Raw genomic sequence first — 20,793 nt, forward strand, 5'->3', positions numbered from 1 at the left:
TTTATGGAAAAGGAAAAAGATTTGTTGACGCGGAGAGTGCAACAATTTAATAAGGCATACTATTCAAATCCTTAGAATGCGATCGCAACAAATCTGGAAGGCAAAAATTTATTATCAGCTATACAAATAGCTATTTTCGGTCTCACCTGGATTAAATAAACTAAATTATCTGAAAATATCAGATTTTTTTGTAGCTATTGTTACTATAATCATATAAAAATTTACACATACATGAAGTAAAGGAAAAAACAATTGCTCAGAAAAATTTATGAAAATCTTCCGGATTCTTTTTAAAGTTCCTGTAATGTTACGAGATAAGGCTTATTAAGCAAAACCATCCTAATATTAGCTGTTTAAAAAAAACCTAAAGTTTTCTGAGGTAGGCTATGAGCCTCTGATCATGTTTTTAAAAACCTATAACAGTGTTGGTAATTGACCCATTTCAATTAAGATTTTGCACTATTTATAACAAGCCTAAAATTTAGCCCTAAAATCAATTACCCTAATTTATTCTCACACCTGAAAATCTCTTAAGTGCAAGATATGAATTGGTCTTATTGCAGTGAAATTTATTTTACGACTAATTAGACCTCTTGCATGAATTCTAAAAACCCCCTCAATCCCCCCGTGAACGGGGGAAAAATTTAGTTCCCTAAACGATCTCGCTTAGGGTTAGGGTGGGGTCAAAAATATTTGTGCAAAGGTCTATTGTAATTATTGCAAGATCTCAGTTTTAACAAATATCCTGTGGCATCATTAATTTTGATAGTTGTTATAAAAAAAAATTACATAATTTTCCTATACTAGCGATCTATTTAACTTAATATATTTTATTGCCAATATTTATTTAGTACAAATTTCTTATCTTGCAGAAAAATACTCCCAATTAACTACATTACTTTAATTAATTTTACGGAAAGATAAAAAATAAATGTAATAAGGAAAAATTGATGCTTAAATCAGTAGAAATCATTAAAAATCCTTCAGTAGAACGATTGCTTAAGCTTTGGGCAAGGCGTTACACGCTTAATTTTTCCGATGTATCATTAGAAAAATCTCTTCATACTAATTTGATGACAACCGCTTCACCAGAGGGACGAGCTTTAACTTATGCTAAATTGAAGAATAATATATTAAATATTAATTGCCAAATGGGATGTATACAAGCGAAGACATTTTACAGTTATATTTCTAATATCATAGATTTGAATGAAGCAATGCTCATAACTCAATTTGCTTTTCGTGTTTATAAAAAAATACTTGACATTTACGAAAAACACTCGGTTGAAATTAATATATCTACAAAAACGACATTGGAAAATAAGAGAATTTTTATATTGGGAATACCGGAAATTACAGAATTAGCATATTCATTAGAACCAATATTATTAGTATTTCAAGAACAGCATGTAGTCTCTAAGGATTGGCGTTCCCTTGGCTTTATGACTACACAATTAAATTTTACTAATCAATTAATCCTGAAAAAACTTACACCAACAGAAAAAATATTACTAACTCCCTACTTGAAATTTGTCGAAGAACAAGTTGCTATACCTTGGCAACGAGTTTGTGCAGCTGCTGTCAAATATGAGATAGATTCCCCAGAATTAAATCTTGTAGAACAGATGATATTAGCTACACCAAAAATTGCTGAATCTGTTTATCAGCAACTGGTGGAGTTGTTGCCTAATCATCATAGCCGCCGAGGAGAATTGAGTAAGCCTGATATTAAACACTCTTGTCTACGCGATTTGAACATGTTTCAAGCTTACCTGTGGCTGTGTTTTTTAGAAAAGAGTATGGCATCTATAGAAACGGAACTATTACCGTTGTGTGTCATGGTTGTTGAGGGTGTAGGCATTCAATGGGAAATGACAGAAAAATGGTGTCAACTTTTGACAGAAACAATCATCAGCCACTTGAATACAGAACAGAAGACGTTGTTATGTCCTTATCTGCAACAAATGCAGCATTTATTTTTGCAGGAGCGATCGCGCTTGGGTTATAAAGAAGAATTAGCTGAGGGTATTATTTAACAGTTATCAGTGACCACCAAATATTATTGTTCTCAAGCGAGAACCCCAAGGGCGATCACACCCAAAAAGAGGGGATAAAAATTTGAACGAACACCGATGCACACAGATTAACACAGATGGATCATGCGTTTGCTGTTAAGTTCATCCCTGATCGCTATTTTCAACACCAGCTGTTGGCTACTTTAGCAGCATCTATAATTAATTCTTGCCCCCTGAAAGTTCGTTAACTATGTCGGAAGAAGAAATCCGTACTACACGGCTAGAGAAAGTAGAACAGTTGAGACAATTAGGGATGAATCCCTACGCCTATCGTTGGGAATCTACCCATTACGCAGCACAATTGCAGGAAAAATTTGCTGATTTAGCCAATGGAGAAGAAGTAGATATCGATGTGGCGATCGCTGGACGCATCATGGCGCGTCGCGTCATGGGTAAACTTGCTTTCTTCACTTTACAAGATGAAACCGGCAAAATTCAGCTTTATTTAGAGAAAAATCGCATTCAAGAAGGCATGGCAGACATTGATGCCGATGCTTTTAACCATCTCAAACAACTTACAGATGTCGGCGATATTCTGGGTGCTAGAGGAACAATCAAACGGACTGAAAAGGGCGAGTTATCAGTTTACGTTAAACAATATACAATTCTGACTAAATCTTTGTTGCCCTTGCCTGATAAGTGGCACGGTTTAACGGATGTAGCTAAACGTTATCGTCAGCGCTATGTAGATTTAATTGTTAACCCTGAGGTTAGACAAACTTTTCGGCGTCGCGCTCAAATTACGGCTGGTATCCGTAGATACTTGGAGGAGCGTGATTTCTTGGAAATTGAAACCCCTGTTTTACAAGCAGAAGCAGGAGGTGCTGAGGCGCGTCCGTTTATTACATACCACAATACTTTAGACATGGAGTTGTATTTGCGGATTGCCACAGAACTCCATCTCAAGCGGTTGATTGTTGGGGGATTTGAAAAAGTATTTGAACTGGGACGGATTTTCCGCAACGAAGGAATTTCTACCAGGCACAACCCAGAATTTACTACGATTGAGATTTACCAAGCCTATGCCGACTATAACGACATGATGGCGCTCACGGAAGGAATTATTGCCACCGTCGCCAAAGAAACACTCGGCACGTTGCAAATTACTTACCAAGGGCAAGCAGTTGATTTAACACTACCTTGGCGGCGTGTAACTATGCACGATTTGGTAAAAGAATACACCGGCTTGGATTTCAATTCTTTCCAAACTCTGGAAGAGGCACAAGCAGTATGTAAAAATGCTGGATTAGAAGGTATAAAAAATTGCTATTCAATTGGCAAGTTGCTGAATGAAGCCTTTGAACAAAAAGTCGAGGCGAAGCTTGTTCAACCTACTTTTGTGATTGACTATCCTGTAGAAATATCGCCCTTGGCAAAACCACACCGTTCTCAGCCTGGTTTGGTGGAACGTTTTGAGTTATTTATTGTTGGGCGAGAGACAGCCAACAGTTTCTCAGAACTTACTGATCCTATTGATCAACGGCAACGCTTGGAAGAACAAGCAGCCCGCAAAGCAGCAGGCGATTTAGAAGCCCAAGGAGTAGATGAAGACTTCTTGACGGCTTTAGAATACGGAATGCCACCTACAGGAGGCTTGGGTATTGGTATTGACAGGTTGGTGATGTTGCTGACTGACTGTGCTAGTATTCGGGATGCGATCGCTTTCCCTTTACTCAAGCCAGAGAAATCAGAAGAAGCAACTAAGGAAAATACTTAAAATAGAGGGACAGGTAAAGATACCTGTCCCACAAAATATGTCATAATTTTAAAACCAGGTGAGTGTGAATTTACCAATTTAAAATCTAAGTCGAAGGTTGGTATCTTTTGCAAGCACAAGATATTAAACAAACATTAAAATCTCTGATTCAGGAAGCGTCTGCGATAGACCCAAGTTTAGCTAAAAGGTTAGAACAAATTAATCGCTGGGTGAAAGATGTCAAGTCTGGTTCACTCAATGGTAACACTAAAAGATTTTTAAGACTGTTTCTAGAACAAATTATCAAAGACTCTCAAATATGGCTTGATATTCAAGCTTTAGGTTCCCAAGAGGAGCAAGAAGTTTATTATGCAAAAATGACAGCCACAGAAAAATACTGGTTTAGAGAATTATTTGCTAAATGGTTAAAGGAAAACGATCCAAAATTTGTTGTTTGGCGAGGGAAATTAAAGGCTGGAAAGTTCTGTCAGCAAGATGCTGATTTACTTAATTCTGTTGTAAATAGTATTGAAGTTCGTGGCGGTACAGTTATCAAGCGCTATATAGCAGACCTATCAATGGCAACTGATATAATTGTTAGCAGTAGGCAAGAGAAGGCACTGTGTATTCAACTTACTAGCCTCGCTAATAAATATTCTCAAGAAAAATCGGATACATGGGAAAAAACTTTGCGTTTCTGGGCAGTCGAAAGAGGTTTATTTTTAAGTTACAATCCTAGTAAAAATGAATTTATTAATCAGATAGTAAATTTGTCCCTACATAACAGTGATAATCTCAAAACCAATATATATTTAAAATTCAGTTTATAGTTACAAATTCTGGTGTTTATCAAGATTAATATTTCACTAAAATTTGGTCATCATGGTTAGAGAAATTAAAAATGACCGTCCAAGTAGATTTGAAAAGTTTCTTCGACATTTAGGAGAGGCACGCAAATTACAAGATGACATACTTAAATATGGGCTTGCAGCTGCGGATTTGTATTGTGAAGATGTGGATGGCGATTGGTTAGAAACCTGGGGAGATGAAGAAAACACTTTTTTAGAATCTGTTGTTAGCTTCTTAGAAAGTGATGACTTAGTGGCTGTGAGAGTGAGAAAGCAGTTAAAGGATAAATCGCTGCCAGAGATTGCTAGTGAGTTAGAAAAATGTTTGAGTTTTGGCGAAGAAGAAGAGCAGATTTTTGCATTGAAGAATATTTTAGCAGAAAGCGTTACGAGTGGTAGTAGTTACCGTGATATCAGTGATGAAGATGATGAAATTGACTTGTTAGATTTAGCAGAGGAATTGTTAGAGAAGTTGGCAGAGATTTTGGGAGACGATTAATTTGATTCAATAAATATGGGAAAAGGATTTGGTATTAAAAAGCAAAAGCATGGCGAAAAAGATTACAAAGCTTATGTAGATTTACTGTGTAAAATATTAAAAATAATTTCACAACATCCAAATAATCTTGAGAAAGCTGTCTATCCACTATTAGAAGGTAATTTAGACAAACTGAATGATTACTTTGCAGAAGTTTTGCGGCGCTGGGCAAAGGTTAAATTATCTGAAGATTTTAAACAGGCATATAACACAGCAGATGCCATTTTAGGATTTATTAACCTGCTGAAAAACTTTAGGCAGGTAGACACAGCTAGTTGTATAGAGATTTCAATTGCTGGAAATGAAGTTGTATTGGTTTTTGTTAGAAGCCCTTGCTTTTCTAAAACAATATGGGCAAACATTCAACATAATCTTGGTAACTGCTACATGAAGCGCATCCAAGGTGAACGAGAAGAGAATCTTGAAAAGGCTATTAACTGTTTGAAGAAAGAATTAGAAATACACACACAAAATCATCATCCCCAAGAATGGCTAAAAGTTAAAAATGACCTCGGTGTTGCTTATAGCGATCGCATCCAAGGCAAGCACTCTGAGAATATTAAACAAGCCCTTCATCACTTTACAGAAGCATTACAAGCATTTCCTCATGATAGTTTTCCCGAACATTTGGGCAGGCTATCACATAATCTTACTTTTGTTTTAAGGGAAGAAATTTTTAGCAAAGGAAACTATCTGCCGGAGGGTACTCAGCAGCTCATCTGTAATTTTACAGAGGATTTACAAGAATTTATCCAAAAGTGTGAACCAGAAAAATGGGCAAATATCCAAAGACACCTTGGGGATTTTTACGATGCTAATCACCAAGGAGATAGAGCTAAAAACTTAGAGCAAGCGATCTATTTTTATGCTAAAGCTTTGCAAGTATTCACTCAAGAAAAATGTCCCGAAGGGTGGGCAACAATCCAACAACATCAGGGTAATTCCTACCTACGTCGTATTTGAGGGGATAGAGTAGAAAATATTGAAATTGCGATCAATTGCTTTACGCAAGCATTACAAGTTTTTACACCAGAAGGCGAACCACAACAATGGGCAAAAGCTAAAAGCTATTTAGGCGTTGCCTTACGTGATCGCATTTTTGGTGATAAATCTGAAAACCTCGAACTTGCTCTTAAACATTGTATAGAGGCATCACAAGCAAATATCCGCAAAGAAAATCCACAGCTATGGGCAGAAATTCAAATATACCTTGCTACAGTTTACGTTGATCGGCTTGAAGGTGATATAGCTGAGAATACGAAACAGGCTATTTGCTGTTTACAGCAGGCATTACAAGAGTATACTCCTGAAGAAAACCCACAAATGTGGATATGGACTCACATGGAACTGGGGATTGCTTACTATAGAAGCATTAGAACCCAAGGTTCTTTTGTAATATCAAGTTCGCATGATTACTTATAATTCCCGTTTAACCTCACCCCACCTTCGGCACCCCTCTCCTTACTAAGGAGAGGGGTTGGGGTGAAGTTTTATTATTAAGTGATTAACCGAACTCGATATAAGTGGCGGTAGCTTGGTATCATCGCGCTCTCGTAATTTGGGATATTCGGTAGAAACACTTGATGATTTCGTCCTACCAGAGAAAAGCGAAAATATTGAACAAGCAATCTACCACTACCAACAAGCATTACAAATATGCACACACGATCATTTTCCTGAACGATGGGCAGATATTCAACATAATCTCGCTGCGGCTTACCTAATAAGAATTCAAGGAAATAGCCCAGAGAATATTGCTTAAGCCATCCACTGTTTGACAGAACAGTTGCAAATATATACGCCTAATGCGTTTCCAGATCAATGCTATGAAGCTGGACTATTACTTGGTAATATTGCCTTTATAGAAAAAATATGGGATCAAGCAATCTTTGGCTATGCTCAAGCCATTGCAGCAGTAGAAACCAGTCGCACTTGGGCAACTTCCGAAACCCGTCGCCAAGAAATTTTAGAAGAATCCATTGATATATACCACAAAATGGTGCAAGCCTGTATCAATGCAGGACAAATAGATAAAGCCCTGGAATACGTCGAACGTTCCCGTTCCAAACGCCTAGTAGACTTAATGGCAAGTAAGGATCTATACCAAAGCAGCGAAATTCCCCAAGCAGTCCAGGAGTTTTTGCAACAGTACGAAAGCCTACAAAAGCAAATCGATAATTTCCGTTCTCAGAAGAATTTTGGTAGTGACCGAGAATTGTTAGGAGTCGGTAATCGCAACCGCGCTGCCTTGGAAGCAGATAACGAAATTATCGCTGCCCTAGAAGCAGAAAAACAGCAAGTCTGGGAGAAATTACGGCAATTAGACCCCGTAGTAGCAGGAGAAATCCAAGTCAGTCCGCCAAAGTTGACTGCTATGCAACAGTTAATCGACCAGCCTACCACTGCTATTCTCAGTTTTTACAGCACTGAGGAAGATACCCATATATTTGTCCTACGTCAGAACCAAATAAGCCTCCATACCTGTGGAGGAGAAGGACAGGAGAATTTACAAGCTTGGATTCGTGAAAAATGGTTGATGTCTTATGTAAGCGATCGCCAAACATGGGAAAGTCAAATTACAAGCATCTTGAGCGAACTGGCTAAGCGTCTGCAACTATCAAATTTCATATCTCAACATTTACAAGGAATAGCAGAACTTATCTTAGTACCTCACCTGTTGTTGCATCAGATTCCTTTTGCAGCTTTACCTATAGAAGAAAATAAATATTTAAGTGACAAATTCTTGCTTCGCCACATTCCTAGCTGCCAAATTTTGGAATTTTGTCAACAACGAGGTAAACTAGAGACTTTACATACAAATTCTCTGCAATACGGAACTGTAGAGGATGCAACTAATGACCTTCCCTTTGCCAGTTTTGAAGGTGAACAAATTGCTAGTTTACACCTTATTCCTGATCAACGCCGCTTAAAAGGGAAAACTCAGGCTACCCTTCACAACTATCGTCAATTAGCACAACAAGTCCAGGTACTCCACTCTTGTCATCATGCCCAATCTCGTCTCGATCATCCTCTGGAATCTCAATTAAAATTAGGTGATGGCAGTATTACTTTGGGGCAATTGATGTCACCAAGCTGGCGTCTACCAAACCTCTTTGATGTGTTTCTTTCCTGCTGTGAAACCAACCTGGGTAATCCTTCCCTTACTGATGATATTCTCACCCTTTCTACAGGCTTTTTATGTACAGGGGCAAGAAGCGTTGTCAGTACTCTTTGGTCAGTAAATGATTTAGCAACAGCACTGTTTTCCATATTTTACTACCAGCAGCGAAAAGAAGGGAAAAGCCACCCAGAAGCATTAAGGCAAGCGCAAATTAAACTGCGTGAAAGCAAAAAAGAGTATTTGATAGATGAATTGATAAAATTATCCAAACAAGCAGAATATAAGCGCAAGGAAGCCAGAAATCAGCGAAAACAATACCCTGTAGATTCACCTGAATATCTGGAATGCGATCGCGAATATAGAAAGTACGCTGGAGTAATGCTTGAGATTACTAAACTGAAAAATAATACTGAAAAATTTCCCTTTGCATATCCTCACTTTTGGGCAGCTTTTACTTGCCAAGGATTGAGGTAACGTAAACACAAATGGGCTTCTGCCTTTTGATATCCATGAACTCAAACCCAAGAGATAATTAAAACTGATAACTGATAACTGTTTTAACGTATGGCAGGACATAGTAAATGGGCAAATATTAAACGCCAAAAAGCTGTAGTAGACGCTAAAAAGGGTAAGACATTCACTCAACTTTCTCGGGCAATTATCATTGCTGCGAGAAGTGGTATCCCAGATCCAGCAGGTAACTTTCAACTGCGAACAGCAATCGACAAAGCTAAAGCAGCAGGTATTCCCAACGAAAATATTGAAAGGGCGATCGCTAAAGGTGCAGGAACTTTTACAGGTGATGGTTCTTCTTTAGAAGCTATTCGTTACGAAGGTTATGGGCCTGGAGGTGTTGCTATTTTAATTGAAGCCTTGACAGACAATCGCAATCGTACCGCAGCTGACTTGCGTGCCGCCTTCAGCAAAAATGGTGGTAATCTCGGTGAAACAGGATGTGTCAGCTGGATGTTTGACCAAAAAGGCGTTTGTATTGTTGAGAGAGTAGAAGACGAAGAAAAACTTTTAGAAGCATCCCTAGAAGGTGGTGCAGAATCTTACGAAATGACTGATGAGAAAACTGCTGAGGTTTTTACCGAGGTAACAAATTTAGAAAACCTCAACCAAACTCTTCAAGAAAAGAATTTTCAGGTAACAGACGCTGAATTGCGTTGGATTCCCAGTAATAACGTGGAAATTGATAATATAGAACAGGCGCGATCGCTACTGAAATTAATAGATACTTTAGAAGGCTTGGATGATGTCCAAAACATCACCGCTAATTTTGAAATGCCAGAAAACTTAATGATTGTTATGGTTTAGTAAAAAACTTTTTTTGCTGCCTAAACTGAAACACAAAATTCATCTCAATTACACAACAATGTCATATGCGTTTGAGAAATTGATATTGTTGATGACCAAATGCTAGTAACTGGGTAGTGCCAACCAACCAATAGCTAACCATTAACAATCAATAACAAGTAACTTTATCTTACTTTTCAACACACATAAACACGGTTTTTACCCTACTGCGTTTCTCATGCACCAGTAGGGTTTTTCTTTATTTTGTTAGTGGTTAGTGGGTACAAACGCGATGTTCCTCGCGTCTGTACATTAGTAGTTAGTTGTTTCCTCCTCACACCCCATCTCCTCACACCCCTCACACCCCATCTCCCCATCTCCCCATCTCCCCATCTCCCCATCTCCCCATCTCCCCATCTCCTCACACCCCTCACACCCCACCTCCCACCTCCCACACTCCCGCTTGCCCTCCAAGGCGCGATCGCGTAAAAATAAGAATTAAAATGCTGTAATCTGTCTTAACAATGGCGCAAGCACAGCTTCCACAAACTTTTTCCCCCAACCAGGTAGCCACAGACAAACGGGGATACGACTATGATTTAATTATTGTCGGCGGCGGAATTATCGGCCTCACCCTAGCCTCTGCTTTCAAAGACTCAGAATTGAGTGTACTGCTGATTGAAGCAAAAGCAGAATCCGCAGCAGTAGCTAAGGGACAAGCTTACGCCGTACATATGCTGTCGGCGCTAATTTACCAAGGTATTGGAGTTTGGGACAAAATCTTACCTCAAATTGAAGTTTACCGTCGCGTCCGTCTTTCTGATGCTGATCACCCAGATGTGGTGGAATTTACAACAGCAGATATTAACAAGCAGGATTTGGGTTATGTAGCGGAACACCAAGCACTGTTGTATCCTCTGCGGGAATTCGTCAAAGATTGTCAGAATGTGACTTATATATGTCCAGCAGAAGTGGTAAGTACTTGTTCTCACCAAGATATAGTCACAATCGATATAAAAGTAGCAGGGGAAATGCGGACAGTCCGTAGCAAATTATTAGTAGCTGCTGATGGTTCGCGATCGCCTATTCGCCAAGCTGCTGGCATTAAAACTCATGGATGGAAGTACTGGCAATCTTGTATTGTCGCATTTGTCAAACCAGAGCAACCACATAATCACACTGCCTACGAAAAATTTTGGTCTAGCGGCCCGTTTGCAATTTTACCTTTGCCGGGAAATCGTTGCAGAATTGTCTGGACTGCCCCCCATGAAGAAGCAAAAGCTTTATGTGCTTTGGATGATGAGCAATTTTTAAAAGAGTTAACTCGTCGTTTTGGCAATCAGATGGGTAAGTTAGAATTGCTAGGTGATCGCTTTATTTTTCAGGTACAACTTATGCAAAGCGATCGCTATGTCAAACACCGACTTGCTTTGGTAGGTGATGCAGCACACAATTGTCACCCTGTCGGCGGACAAGGTTTAAATTTGGGTATCCGGGATGCAGCAGCCCTAGCACAGGTGATCCAACAAGCATATCAAGCTGGTGAAGATATTGGCGATATCAAAATACTTAAACGCTACGAACGTTGGCGGAAACGGGAAAACCTGACTATCTTGGGTTTTACTGATTTGTTAGATAGGATGTTTTCTAATACATTCTTACCCGTGATGCTAGTTCGTCGCTTAGGTTTATGGGTAATGCAGCGAGTACCAATCCTGAAAATATACACTCTCAAATTGATGATTGGTTTGAAAGGGCGTACTCCCGAATTAGCGCAACGTTGAAATTTTGCTTTGTAGCAAGTACACTTTGTGTTTGCTACAAATTCTGAATTTATCGATAGAAATACTGATGCTCAAAATTAAATTACAAGGATAGGTTAAATATGAGCTTATTTTTATAACCTGAGCCTTTGTAATTATCATTGGTGTTCTATTTGAGATTATCCCTAAAAAGGGATATTGTATTGCTAAATTTATAGTTGAAAAAGATTACATATTAAGTTGGCAAGAAGTTTTTTCTCTTGTGAACATGATATAGATTTGCCAAAAGAAGAACCTGTATTTAAAATTGAACCTAATCAACATAACTCCCGCTTCACAGTAACCACTAGCGGTAGCTATGATATGTGCTTTGCGCTTTTTCAAATGTTTAAACAACAGCAGAAAAAACCTTTTTTAATTCCTAAAGCATTAGATGTAGAAGATTATAAAGAGCTAGGATTTGAAACAGAGGAAGAATTAGAATCGTTTTTATATATACAAGAATTCATCGAGTCTGAAGATTTTAATAATATAGGATATTCTCACATAAGTTATGAAGATTATATGTCTAATTTTGAATAGTGAACATTGAGAGAGCCAGCTACCCGACTTCTTGAAGAAGCCGGGTAGCTTGTTGTTTACGAATGATTTAGGAATGCCATATATATTTTATCTATCCAATTTGAATAAAAAATTGAATATTTATGTGTTGAAAATAGTGGCAAGAGGAAAATAACACAAGCAGCACACCCATAACTTATCTATGTGTATCTGTGTGTATAGGTGATTGATTTTTCTTGTCCCCACTGTGGGCAACTGCCTGCAAAGGTCTAGTTAGAAAATGTGGCTATTTATTAATTTGGAGCTAAAATACTTTCTTTACCCACAACCAGAACATGTGAATATCTCCTTAGAATCGTGTAAACTGGCAAACAAACTAAAGCTATGATTACATGCGTAGCTCTGCGTTCTCGGCATCTCTGACAATGGAACACTGGCAATTTCTGATACAGAAACAGGGCGATCGCTCGTGGCACACCCTAGAATCGCCAAACGTAGAAATATCGGAAGGTAGGTATAGAGTTGTCGCTCGCTCCAACCTTGCTAATATTGATGTGGAAGTGCGGGTAACTCACTACTCAACTCTGGAAGTGCCACCAAAGCGACGTGTTTATAAGCGATCGCGCCGTACTAATGCTGAAGGCTTAATGGCGGTAATTCCTTTCACCTACCTCAAACCTGGACTTTGGGAGTTAAAATGTTCTGGCGATTTAATGTCGGATCTTTTCGGTAAACCCTGGCAGCGTAGTTTGCAATTGCAAGTTTTGCCTGGGGTGATGCGGAGATTTGGGGATGAGGAGAGTGAATACGAAGAAATCTCCACAATCGCCGAAATAACTACGATTGACGATGAAGATGCAATTATTAATCAGCCTGTCAGCCCAGTTTGGTTACAAGGCGAGACAGCAGAGCAAATATTACAACATATAGTAGAGTTAACTTTACCTGCTTGTGAACCTTTTACAGAAGATGAAGTTGTAGAAGATTCTCCTCTAGATATCCCAGAATTGCCACTGCTGCTGAGTTTAGAACAACAAATCTATATCGCCCGTTGGGGACAAATTATCAGTATTGATGGATGTGTGCAGTCTCCAGAAACATCCACTCTCCACAAATTAGTTACTGGAGAACTACGCCTTGAATTGCGATCGCCTCAAAGCTTAGAAATATTAGCCCAAACATGCCAACCCTTACCAGAAAAGTTACTGCCATTTGCGATCAAATCTTCAATCGAAATTCCTGCCCAATGTGAATCGAAACTAATTTTGGGTGAGATTAGTTTGCATGGTACACTCGCCCCTGCTAGTGAAACTACACTGTTAGCTAGCCAATCTTTCACAATCACAGCCGACATTACTCAATTACTGGCAACTAGTACTCCTCAAGCAGCCAGAGAACCAGAACCAGCACCAATACCACCAACCAATATCACACCAGAACCATCTGTAAAGCTGGATTTAGAACTTTTTAATATTGTTAAATCTAAAAAAATAGCTCAGTCTTCATTTACTCAGACTGCTGCAAATATTCTGCCACCATTAGTTACACACTCTCAGAAATCATCTCATCTGCGTTCACCACAACTGCCCAAGCTTCCCCAAAAGCAAACTCCTGTTGCTGTTTGTGAACTCCCAACACAAATAGAGTCTTTGGAAAAAGCAGATCCTGTTGCTCATCTTGAGCAAACGGCAACTATGGATACTACTGCTATTGTCCTTGCTTGTGCAACTCCCACACAGTTGCAGCCATCGCCCAAAGAAATTTCTTTTGCCATTGTCAAGCAAAGAGGCAGGAATGACAGTATTTTTCCATTCCTGAAACCAATCAAAAGTTTACCAGGCGATCGCAAAAATATCACAAGCAGTCTACCAGAAAAATTAGAACCGTCTTTGATTGCAGAAGGCGATCAGCCTCAACTAATAACAAATGATGATAAACAACATCCAGATGGTTCTTTTAATGACTCTGTAGTAGTTGTTGTTCAACGCAGTTCGGAATTGTTAACAGTAGAAACTTCCAACATGTCACCTTTGATTAGGAAGTGGATGCATAGTCATGGCTACTCTTTGCCTGAACCCATTGATGTTGAGTATGAGGACTACGAAACCTCTTTACCCACTCACGAAGAGATATCACAACAACAGTCTGTGTCCCTCGTTGATACTGAAACTCTAGAATTAAACAGAGAATTAGAAGCTGCTGAAGAACAAGAAACCACAGAAGAATTCTCACTCCCCCTTCCTCCCCCACCTCCCCTATTACCAATTCGACAATTTAAAAAACCAGCTTGGTTAGCCAAAGAAATTGTCGTAGATGACACTGATGGGCAAGAAGAAGTCGGTAGTTCCTTACAGCAAGAAGAAATTTCTATGGCGATCGCACCCGCAATTCCTGAACCCTTACCGACTCCGCAACTATATGTACCAGAAGGCGAACTCATCTGTGGAAAATTTGTGAGAGTACGTGTGGAGTTAGATTGTGTACGTCCTAAAATTGCGATCAAACTATGGGTTGAAGATTGCCAAACGCGCCGGATACTAGACGGCCCATGTTTACTTACCAATCTACTACCTACAGCCTCAGGATTAGAGGTGACTACTCAAATCCATATTCCTCTAGGTTGTTTAGAAGTCCGCATAGAAGCGATCGCTGTAGACACAGCCAACCAACAAGAAAGCCGCAAAGCCACTGTTGTTAGAAGTGTAATTCCAGAAGATTTACCAACTTTGCAACTAGATGAACTGTTGGATATTTAGAAGGCAAAGCTGAGGAGTGGGGTCTTCGAGTTACCCATCCCCCACCTCTCCAAACTCCCACCCAAACCGAGATGCTTGCCAAATCACATCCAGCAGCACAGTCAATGGGGCCAAAGCAAATAATGCCCAGAAAACGGCGGTGGAAACAAAGAAATAATTCCGCAAAATAAAAGTCAATATAGCGATGCACACTGCCCAAACTACACGGGCGATGTGGGCATTGGGAATTGACCGGGGGTCAGTCACCATGAACAAAGCAAACAGTAGCAAAGATCCACTCATCAAACGATGCCAGTAAACATCCCAAGTCCAACCCAAATAAAAATTACGCATGGCTTCTAAGGCAGCATATGCCCCCAAAAAAGCAGCTGTGGTATCCCAACGTCCGACTCGCTTGAGAATCATGCCACCAGTTCCAGCAAATAACAGCCCATACCACCAGTCCTCACCCCACTGTCCCGGAGAAACCCAAGCATCAGGGGTAAGTATTAAAGCAGAGATAATCCCAAAATTGGCAGGATTGAAGAAATGTTTGTCGCCAATTTTGAAGACAAATTTACTGGCGATCGCTATTACTGCTGCCAACACCATTGTCGTCCAGTGATCAGCCCGCAATAGTAAACTAAGCCCCAAAGCAGTAATTAAGGGACTGCGAAGATTAGTGATTTGTCCTTTGTCATTTGTCCTTTGTTCTTGATCAATCAATTCTGTTGACTGACGAATGACCAATGACCAATGACGAATGACCAATGATAACAACCATTGTGTTGATAAACAGGTGACTATTATGAGTACAATCAACTCTGGTCTTAATGTCCAGTCTCTTGTACCAATTCCTAATACTAGGAACAAACAGAGAAAAAGAATTTGATAATCGCGGATATCGCGTATACCTTTGAACTTCATTACCCGTTAATTAAGGGACTACCCTTAAGTTTGTTCTAATTTAGACGGGTAAAGGCTAGAACTGTGTCGTTGTTACAGAATTTGTTACAGAAACAGGTGGGATGCAGGGACAGGAGGACAAACCAGACAAGGTAGACAAACAACTACTAACCACTAACTACTAACAAATGACCAATGACCAATGACCAATGACAAATATGCGCGCATTATCATCTATTGATAAATTAATTTTTGTAAAATAGAAATTAACAGCATGTCTATTAATAATGCAGCTTTATCCTTTATTTCCGGTTTTACACCCAATTCTCAAACCAACTTTTCCCACATGTTTGTGGGGAGGCGACTGCAATTCTAAAGTGATCGCTTTATCGTTTGACGATGGCCCCCATCCGCAACACACACCGAGATTATTAAAAGTTTTAGATCGTTATCAAATTACAGCAAATTTCTTTTGGTTAGGTGCTTGTGTCAACCGTTCACCCAGCTTAGCGAAAGAAGTATGCGATCGTGGACATTGGATTGGACTGCACGGTTACTATCATCATAATTTCCCTCTGCTTTCCCCTGGTGAACTCAGAGACAGCCTAGAAAGAACCCAAGCTGTTATTTACGATGCCTGCGAACTGCAACCAGAACAAGTACGTGATGTCAGACCTCCTAACGGTTTATTTACACCTCAAACTTTAAACCTATTACAACAGTGGAATTATCGTTCTGTAATGTGGAGTGTTGTACCAGAAGATTGGGTAAGACCGGGAGTGACCACCGTTGTGCAGCGAGTCCTACAACACGTAAAAAACGGCTCTATTATCGTTTTGCATGATGGTGCTTGCGGTGGAGAAGATGTAGCTGAAATCACTAACATACTCATCCCCCAATTACTTAAACGCGGCTATTACTTTGTAACCATAGATACACTGTGGCAGCAAAGTCTAAGGAGATAAGGGGAGGGCGGAGAGGTAGGGAGATGGGGAACTCACCGGCCCCCACTCCCCCAAGGGAGTGGGGATTACGGGCAATGGGGAGATGGGGTGTGAGGAGTAAACAACTAACTACTAATGTACAGACGCGAGGAACATCGCGTTTGTACCCATTAACCACTAACAATTAACTATTGACCCTTGAATCTTGACTCTTGTGGTGTTGGGTCAGCTTGCGTATTCGGGCTAGAAGTTGATGAAGGTTCGTCTGTCCCCAACATATTATGTATATCGCTAAGAGAACTAGGTTTTGTAGCTGGCTCTTGGGGCATATTTACATACTCAATTAAGTCTTCTACTTGACAATTCAGTGCTTTGCAAAACCGAATGATTCTTTCTATTTGTTCTGTCCCAGTCCTACCGCTTTCCCAATTTTGAATAGTGCTTTCTGTCACGCCTACAAGGCGCGATAACTCCAGCTGAGTTAGCCCTGCTTTTTCACGCAGAAAAGCGATGTTTGGTTTTGCTTTCCGTTTCACAGCTACAGCACTTTTGATTTACCTATAGTCGTAGATCGTAGCATCAAAAAAAATATAGCGCCTAAAAAACTTAACTCAGCTCTTGACTACACCTAATAACTTTGGTTAAAACTATTAAGTATGAGATGTACTAACATCTTAAAATCTCTTGCAAAAGTAATTTCTACAAGAGATGAGGTAGAGGTTCAAGGACAAAAGCTTCGGTAACTAGGTCGTTAGGAGGTCGTTAGGAATTTGAAAAGCTCTTTTTCAAATTCACTTAAGTCTTTAATCCTTAGTCTTTTATTTCCTTATATCTGAGGGTAGACAAAGCACAAACAAAGTTTTTCCAAAAATCTTTCAGACTAATCCGGAATGAATAAATTGGACTTTGTAGCTCTCATTAACAAAACAAAAACACAACAGAGACACCGAAAAGAACTCCTCAAGGTCAAAAATCAATAACATGCTTAAGGAGTCAAAGGTGTAACCCTCTAGCCAAAAAAAACACACAAACAACACAAAACTAAATGAGGTCTAAAACAATGTTGAAGAAGTCTTTCGCGTTCGGTTTACTCGCTGCTGGTTTGATGGTTGCTCCTGGTGCGGCTCTAGCAGATGTTCAAAGCAACCAACAAAACGTGACTCAAAATGGTGCTGCTGTTGGAGTTGGTAACACAGTAGTTAACCAAGCTGACCAAACAGCTATCCAAGATATCACCAAGATTAAGAATGGTGTTTCCTGTCACGGTAGCTACAACGCTCAATTCTCTGGTCAAAACTTAGAACAAAACGGTGCTGCTGTTGGTACTGCTAACACCGTTGCTAACGTTGGTAGCCAAGCTGCTCTACAAAACGCTACCGAGATTGCTAACGGTTTCCACAACTGCTACTAAGTTCTACTGAAGCTGAAGGGATGATGCTACACACAGCCCATCCCCAAATCAAAACAACACACAATACGTACACACAACACACAATACACACAGGTCTAAAACAATGTTGAAGAAGTCTTTCGCGTTCGGTTTACTCGCTGCTGGTTTGATGGTTGCTCCTGGTGCGGCTCTAGCAGATGTTCAAAGCAACCAACAAAACGCGACTCAAAATGGTGCTGCTGCTGGTTTTGGTAACACAGTAGTTAACCAAGCTGACCAAACAGCTATCCAAGATATCACCAAGATTAAGAATGGTGCTTCCTGTCACGGTAGCTACAATGCTCAAATTTCTGGTCAAAACTTGCAACAAAACGGTGCTGCTGTTGGTACTGCTAACACCGTTGCTAACGTTGGTAGCCAAGCTGCTCTACAAAACGCTACCGAGATTGCTAACGGTTTCCACAACTGCTACTAAGTTCTACTGAAGCTGAAGGGATGATGCTACACACAGCCCATCCCCAAATCAAAACAACACACAATACGTACACACAACACACAATACACACAGGTCTAAAACAATGTTGAAGAAGTCTTTCGCGTTCGGTTTACTCGCTGCTGGTTTGATGGTTGCTCCTGGTGCGGCTCTAGCAGATGTTCAAAGCAACCAACAAAACGCGACTCAAAATGGTGCTGCTGCTGGTTTTGGTAACACAGTAGTTAACCAAGCTGACCAAACAGCTATCCAAGATATCACCAAGATTAAGAATGGTGCTTCCTGCTCTGGTAGCTACAATGCTCAAATTTCTGGTCAAAACTTGCAACAAAACGGTGCTGCTGTTGGTACTGCTAACACCGTTGCTAACGTTGGTAGCCAAGCTGCTCTACAAAACGCTACCGAGATTGCTAACGGTTTCCACAACTGCTACTAAGTTCTACTGAAGCTGAAGGGATGATGCTACACACAGCCCATCCCCAAATCAAAACAACACACAATACGTACACACAACACACAATACACACAGGTCTAAAACAATGTTGAAGAAGTCTTTTGCTTTCGGTTTACTCGCTGCTGGTTTGATGGTTGCTCCTGGTGCGGCTCTAGCAGATGTTCAAAGCAACCAACAAAACGCGACTCAAAATGGTGCTGCTGCCGGTTTTGGTAACACAGTAGTTAACCAAGCTGACCAAACAGCTATCCAAGATATCACCAAGATTAAGAATGGTGTTTCCTGTCACGGTAGCTACAATGCTCAAATTTCTGGTCAAAACTTGCAACAAAACGGTGCTGCTGTTGGTACTGCTAACACCGTTGCTAACGTTGGTAGCCAAGCTGCTCTACAAAACGCTACCGAGATTGCTAACGGTTTCCACAACTGCTACTAAGTTCTACTGAAGCTGAAGGGATGATGCTGCACACAGCCCATCCCCAAACAACAAAATCACAACCTTTCTCTCAGTAATAACACACAGTACACAGTAGATACAGGTTAAAAACAATGTTGAAGAAGTCTTTTGCTTTCGGTTTACTAGCTGCTGGTTTGATGATTGCTCCTGGTGCTGCTTTAGCTGATGTTCAAAGCAGCCAACAAAGCACAACTCAAAATGGAGCTGCTGTTGGTACTGCTAATACCATTGTTAACGAAGCTACACAAACAGCTGTCCAAGGCATCACTAAAATTAAGAATGGTATTTCTTGCCAAGCTACCTTCAACGGTCAAATATCTGATCAGAACCTTTCCCAAAATGGAGCTGCTGTTGGTGTAGTTAATACTGTAGCAAACGTTGGTGGTCAACTGGCTCAACAAACCGCTACTGAGATTGCTAACGGCATAACCAACTGTAACTAAAGTTAACTAAGTTGGGAAGCGAGATGATTTGATAGGTGCATCTCCCAATCAAAAAATCAAAACTGCCAGAAATCAAGAGGCGTTACTAACCCTAAGGCCAGTAACGCCAAATCTAAATCAACAACATACAACAACACAAGAGGTCAACAAATATGTTTAGTAAAGTTAAAACTTTTGGTTTTGTAATTACTGCCCTGATTATAGCTCCTTCTACTGCTTTTGCTCAAGATTTTCAGGGAAACCAGCAAAACATCGATCAAGTAGGTGTTGCAACTGGTCGCGGTAATACAGTTGTTAATAATGCTAATCAGCAGAGCATCCAAAACTCAACCAGCGTTGGTAATGGTTACTGCAAACCAGGTGGTAATGTACAGGTTTCCAACCAAAATATCCAACAAACTGGGGTTGCTGTTGGTGAGTTCAACACAGTTGTAAATCAAGCCAACCAGCTTTCTGTTCAAGATGCACTGAAGATAGCTAACGGCTACTGCCGCTAAATTTAGCTATACAAGTCTAGACAAGCTTAAGTGATGAGGCGTTGTCTTCTCTAAGAGCGACAAAACCATTTCCTCATTCCAGCAACGCCAACTCAGTTAAGACCAAGGTTAACCGACTTTCCTGGTAAAACAAAAAATCGGTTTTTTCTGATATGTGAGGTATTCACGCCATGCCTGCTAAACTTTCAATTTCCATACTTGCACTCTCTGCGCTGATGGTATTACCTGCCGGAATAGCCACAGCAGGCGACATTGACATTCAAAACGGCAATAGTAGGGTAATAGTCGATTCAAACAACGGTATTACGATTAGAAACAATCCCAGATCAACAACAAGCATATATCCTCTCCGCTTGCCTAATTCTGGAGTACGTATCCAAAAAAATGGTATCTATACTGTTCCGACTGTAAAAATCCCTCAAACTGTTGTTGTTCCTCAAACTGTTAAGGTTCCTAAAAACACACGCAGCTACTGTACCGGCAGAACTTGGTCACAACAAACTGTGCAAAATTCCATTAACGGCTCTAACCGTACTTACAGTTCTACAACCACATCTACCTGTAAATAGTTCA

The 20,793-nt window shown here is 40.1% G+C and carries 22 protein-coding genes; 20 read left to right on the forward strand and 2 right to left on the reverse strand.

All coding sequences use genetic code 11. The features are described 5' to 3' along the window. Positions 1-950: 950 nt before the first annotated feature. The 12 genes from RS893_RS02395 to RS893_RS02450 all read left to right on the forward strand — a co-directional run bounded on the left by RS893_RS02395 (position 951) and on the right by RS893_RS02450 (position 14,657). Positions 951-2,036: a hypothetical protein gene (locus RS893_RS02395; RefSeq protein ID WP_315789663.1), complete on the forward strand. Its 1,086-nt coding sequence runs from the start codon at positions 951-953 to the stop codon at positions 2,034-2,036. A gap of 229 nt (positions 2,037-2,265) precedes the next feature. Beyond that, the gene (gene lysS, locus RS893_RS02400) at positions 2,266-3,792 is read left to right on the forward strand and encodes a lysine--tRNA ligase (RefSeq protein ID WP_315789664.1); all 1,527 of its coding nucleotides are present in this window, start codon (positions 2,266-2,268) and stop codon (positions 3,790-3,792) included. A 107-nt stretch (positions 3,793-3,899) separates the two neighbouring features. Continuing rightward, entirely contained in the window at positions 3,900-4,601 is a 702-nt protein-coding gene (locus RS893_RS02405; RefSeq protein WP_315789665.1) for a hypothetical protein, read from the forward strand. Between the two features lie 52 nt (positions 4,602-4,653). Next, complete coding sequence (locus RS893_RS02410) at positions 4,654-5,118, forward strand: hypothetical protein (protein WP_315789666.1); 465 nt, start codon at positions 4,654-4,656, stop codon at positions 5,116-5,118. Positions 5,119-5,133: 15 nt separating this feature from the next. Further along, positions 5,134-6,120 carry a tetratricopeptide repeat protein gene (locus tag RS893_RS02415; protein ID WP_315789667.1) on the forward strand — a complete coding sequence of 329 codons (987 nt, stop codon included), beginning with the start codon at positions 5,134-5,136 and terminating at the stop codon, positions 6,118-6,120. A 571-nt stretch (positions 6,121-6,691) separates the two neighbouring features. After that, positions 6,692-6,919: a hypothetical protein gene (locus tag RS893_RS02420; protein WP_315789668.1), complete on the forward strand. Its 228-nt coding sequence runs from the start codon at positions 6,692-6,694 to the stop codon at positions 6,917-6,919. 12 nt (positions 6,920-6,931) lie between these two features. Next, positions 6,932-8,752 carry a CHAT domain-containing protein gene (locus RS893_RS02425; protein ID WP_315789669.1) on the forward strand — a complete coding sequence of 607 codons (1,821 nt, stop codon included), beginning with the start codon at positions 6,932-6,934 and terminating at the stop codon, positions 8,750-8,752. Positions 8,753-8,842: 90 nt separating this feature from the next. Continuing rightward, positions 8,843-9,598 (forward strand): YebC/PmpR family DNA-binding transcriptional regulator, encoded by a 756-nt coding sequence (locus RS893_RS02430; RefSeq protein WP_315789670.1) that lies wholly within the window; start codon positions 8,843-8,845, stop codon positions 9,596-9,598. Positions 9,599-9,841: 243 nt separating this feature from the next. Continuing rightward, the gene (locus RS893_RS02435) at positions 9,842-10,066 is read left to right on the forward strand and encodes a hypothetical protein (RefSeq protein ID WP_315789671.1); all 225 of its coding nucleotides are present in this window, start codon (positions 9,842-9,844) and stop codon (positions 10,064-10,066) included. Between the two features lie 35 nt (positions 10,067-10,101). Then, positions 10,102-11,361 carry an FAD-dependent hydroxylase gene (locus RS893_RS02440; protein ID WP_315789672.1) on the forward strand — a complete coding sequence of 420 codons (1,260 nt, stop codon included), beginning with the start codon at positions 10,102-10,104 and terminating at the stop codon, positions 11,359-11,361. Between the two features lie 219 nt (positions 11,362-11,580). Then, entirely contained in the window at positions 11,581-11,922 is a 342-nt protein-coding gene (locus tag RS893_RS02445) for a hypothetical protein (RefSeq protein WP_315789673.1), read from the forward strand. 371 nt (positions 11,923-12,293) lie between these two features. Then, positions 12,294-14,657 carry a hypothetical protein gene (locus RS893_RS02450; RefSeq protein ID WP_315789674.1) on the forward strand — a complete coding sequence of 788 codons (2,364 nt, stop codon included), beginning with the start codon at positions 12,294-12,296 and terminating at the stop codon, positions 14,655-14,657. A gap of 30 nt (positions 14,658-14,687) precedes the next feature. Here the strand turns inward: RS893_RS02450 and RS893_RS02455 are convergent, their stop codons facing one another. Then, on the reverse strand, positions 14,688-15,563 hold the full coding sequence (locus tag RS893_RS02455) for an RnfABCDGE type electron transport complex subunit D (protein WP_315789675.1): 876 nt from the start codon (positions 15,561-15,563) through the stop codon (positions 14,688-14,690). A gap of 266 nt (positions 15,564-15,829) precedes the next feature. On the opposite strand from RS893_RS02455, the gene RS893_RS02460 reads away from it, so the two are divergent. Continuing rightward, positions 15,830-16,507 (forward strand): polysaccharide deacetylase family protein, encoded by a 678-nt coding sequence (locus tag RS893_RS02460; RefSeq protein ID WP_315789676.1) that lies wholly within the window; start codon positions 15,830-15,832, stop codon positions 16,505-16,507. 167 nt (positions 16,508-16,674) lie between these two features. Here the strand turns inward: RS893_RS02460 and RS893_RS02465 are convergent, their stop codons facing one another. Then, positions 16,675-17,022 (reverse strand): helix-turn-helix transcriptional regulator, encoded by a 348-nt coding sequence (locus tag RS893_RS02465; protein WP_315789677.1) that lies wholly within the window; start codon positions 17,020-17,022, stop codon positions 16,675-16,677. 524 nt (positions 17,023-17,546) lie between these two features. On the opposite strand from RS893_RS02465, the gene RS893_RS02470 reads away from it, so the two are divergent. The 7 genes from RS893_RS02470 to RS893_RS02500 all read left to right on the forward strand — a co-directional run bounded on the left by RS893_RS02470 (position 17,547) and on the right by RS893_RS02500 (position 20,789). After that, the gene (locus tag RS893_RS02470) at positions 17,547-17,897 is read left to right on the forward strand and encodes a filamentous hemagglutinin (protein ID WP_315789678.1); all 351 of its coding nucleotides are present in this window, start codon (positions 17,547-17,549) and stop codon (positions 17,895-17,897) included. Between the two features lie 103 nt (positions 17,898-18,000). Beyond that, positions 18,001-18,351, forward strand: coding sequence for a filamentous hemagglutinin (locus RS893_RS02475; protein ID WP_315789679.1), 351 nt, complete (start codon positions 18,001-18,003; stop codon positions 18,349-18,351). Between the two features lie 103 nt (positions 18,352-18,454). Beyond that, complete coding sequence (locus tag RS893_RS02480) at positions 18,455-18,805, forward strand: filamentous hemagglutinin (protein ID WP_315789680.1); 351 nt, start codon at positions 18,455-18,457, stop codon at positions 18,803-18,805. Between the two features lie 103 nt (positions 18,806-18,908). Continuing rightward, on the forward strand, positions 18,909-19,259 hold the full coding sequence (locus RS893_RS02485; protein WP_315789681.1) for a filamentous hemagglutinin: 351 nt from the start codon (positions 18,909-18,911) through the stop codon (positions 19,257-19,259). Positions 19,260-19,372: 113 nt separating this feature from the next. Beyond that, positions 19,373-19,723 (forward strand): filamentous hemagglutinin, encoded by a 351-nt coding sequence (locus tag RS893_RS02490; RefSeq protein ID WP_315789682.1) that lies wholly within the window; start codon positions 19,373-19,375, stop codon positions 19,721-19,723. A gap of 152 nt (positions 19,724-19,875) precedes the next feature. Beyond that, on the forward strand, positions 19,876-20,220 hold the full coding sequence (locus RS893_RS02495) for a hypothetical protein (RefSeq protein WP_016865466.1): 345 nt from the start codon (positions 19,876-19,878) through the stop codon (positions 20,218-20,220). Between the two features lie 170 nt (positions 20,221-20,390). Next, a complete protein-coding gene (locus RS893_RS02500; RefSeq protein ID WP_315789683.1) occupies positions 20,391-20,789 on the forward strand; it encodes a hypothetical protein in 399 nt (132 codons plus the stop codon). The last annotated feature ends 4 nt before the right edge of the window (positions 20,790-20,793 follow it).

It is taken from the genome of Fischerella sp. JS2 (genome assembly GCF_032393985.1).
Classification (GTDB): Bacteria; Cyanobacteriota; Cyanobacteriia; order Cyanobacteriales; family Nostocaceae; genus Fischerella.

Bases quoted from the DNA above. Each gene is read 5' to 3' on its own strand.
- RS893_RS02395 (WP_315789663.1), top strand. From the start codon at position 951: ATGCTTAAATCAGTAGAAATCATTAAAAATCCTTCAGTAGAACGATTG.
- lysS (WP_315789664.1), top strand. From the start codon at position 2,266: ATGTCGGAAGAAGAAATCCGTACTACACGGCTAGAGAAAGTAGAACAG.
- RS893_RS02410 (WP_315789666.1), top strand. From the start codon at position 4,654: ATGGTTAGAGAAATTAAAAATGACCGTCCAAGTAGATTTGAAAAGTTT.
- RS893_RS02415 (WP_315789667.1), top strand. From the start codon at position 5,134: ATGGGAAAAGGATTTGGTATTAAAAAGCAAAAGCATGGCGAAAAAGAT.
- RS893_RS02430 (WP_315789670.1), top strand. From the start codon at position 8,843: ATGGCAGGACATAGTAAATGGGCAAATATTAAACGCCAAAAAGCTGTA.
- RS893_RS02440 (WP_315789672.1), top strand. From the start codon at position 10,102: ATGGCGCAAGCACAGCTTCCACAAACTTTTTCCCCCAACCAGGTAGCC.
- RS893_RS02450 (WP_315789674.1), top strand. From the start codon at position 12,294: ATGCGTAGCTCTGCGTTCTCGGCATCTCTGACAATGGAACACTGGCAA.
- RS893_RS02455 (WP_315789675.1), bottom strand. From the start codon at position 15,563: ATGAAGTTCAAAGGTATACGCGATATCCGCGATTATCAAATTCTTTTT.
- RS893_RS02460 (WP_315789676.1), top strand. From the start codon at position 15,830: ATGCAGCTTTATCCTTTATTTCCGGTTTTACACCCAATTCTCAAACCA.
- RS893_RS02470 (WP_315789678.1), top strand. From the start codon at position 17,547: ATGTTGAAGAAGTCTTTCGCGTTCGGTTTACTCGCTGCTGGTTTGATG.
- RS893_RS02475 (WP_315789679.1), top strand. From the start codon at position 18,001: ATGTTGAAGAAGTCTTTCGCGTTCGGTTTACTCGCTGCTGGTTTGATG.
- RS893_RS02480 (WP_315789680.1), top strand. From the start codon at position 18,455: ATGTTGAAGAAGTCTTTCGCGTTCGGTTTACTCGCTGCTGGTTTGATG.
- RS893_RS02485 (WP_315789681.1), top strand. From the start codon at position 18,909: ATGTTGAAGAAGTCTTTTGCTTTCGGTTTACTCGCTGCTGGTTTGATG.
- RS893_RS02490 (WP_315789682.1), top strand. From the start codon at position 19,373: ATGTTGAAGAAGTCTTTTGCTTTCGGTTTACTAGCTGCTGGTTTGATG.
- RS893_RS02495 (WP_016865466.1), top strand. From the start codon at position 19,876: ATGTTTAGTAAAGTTAAAACTTTTGGTTTTGTAATTACTGCCCTGATT.
- RS893_RS02500 (WP_315789683.1), top strand. From the start codon at position 20,391: ATGCCTGCTAAACTTTCAATTTCCATACTTGCACTCTCTGCGCTGATG.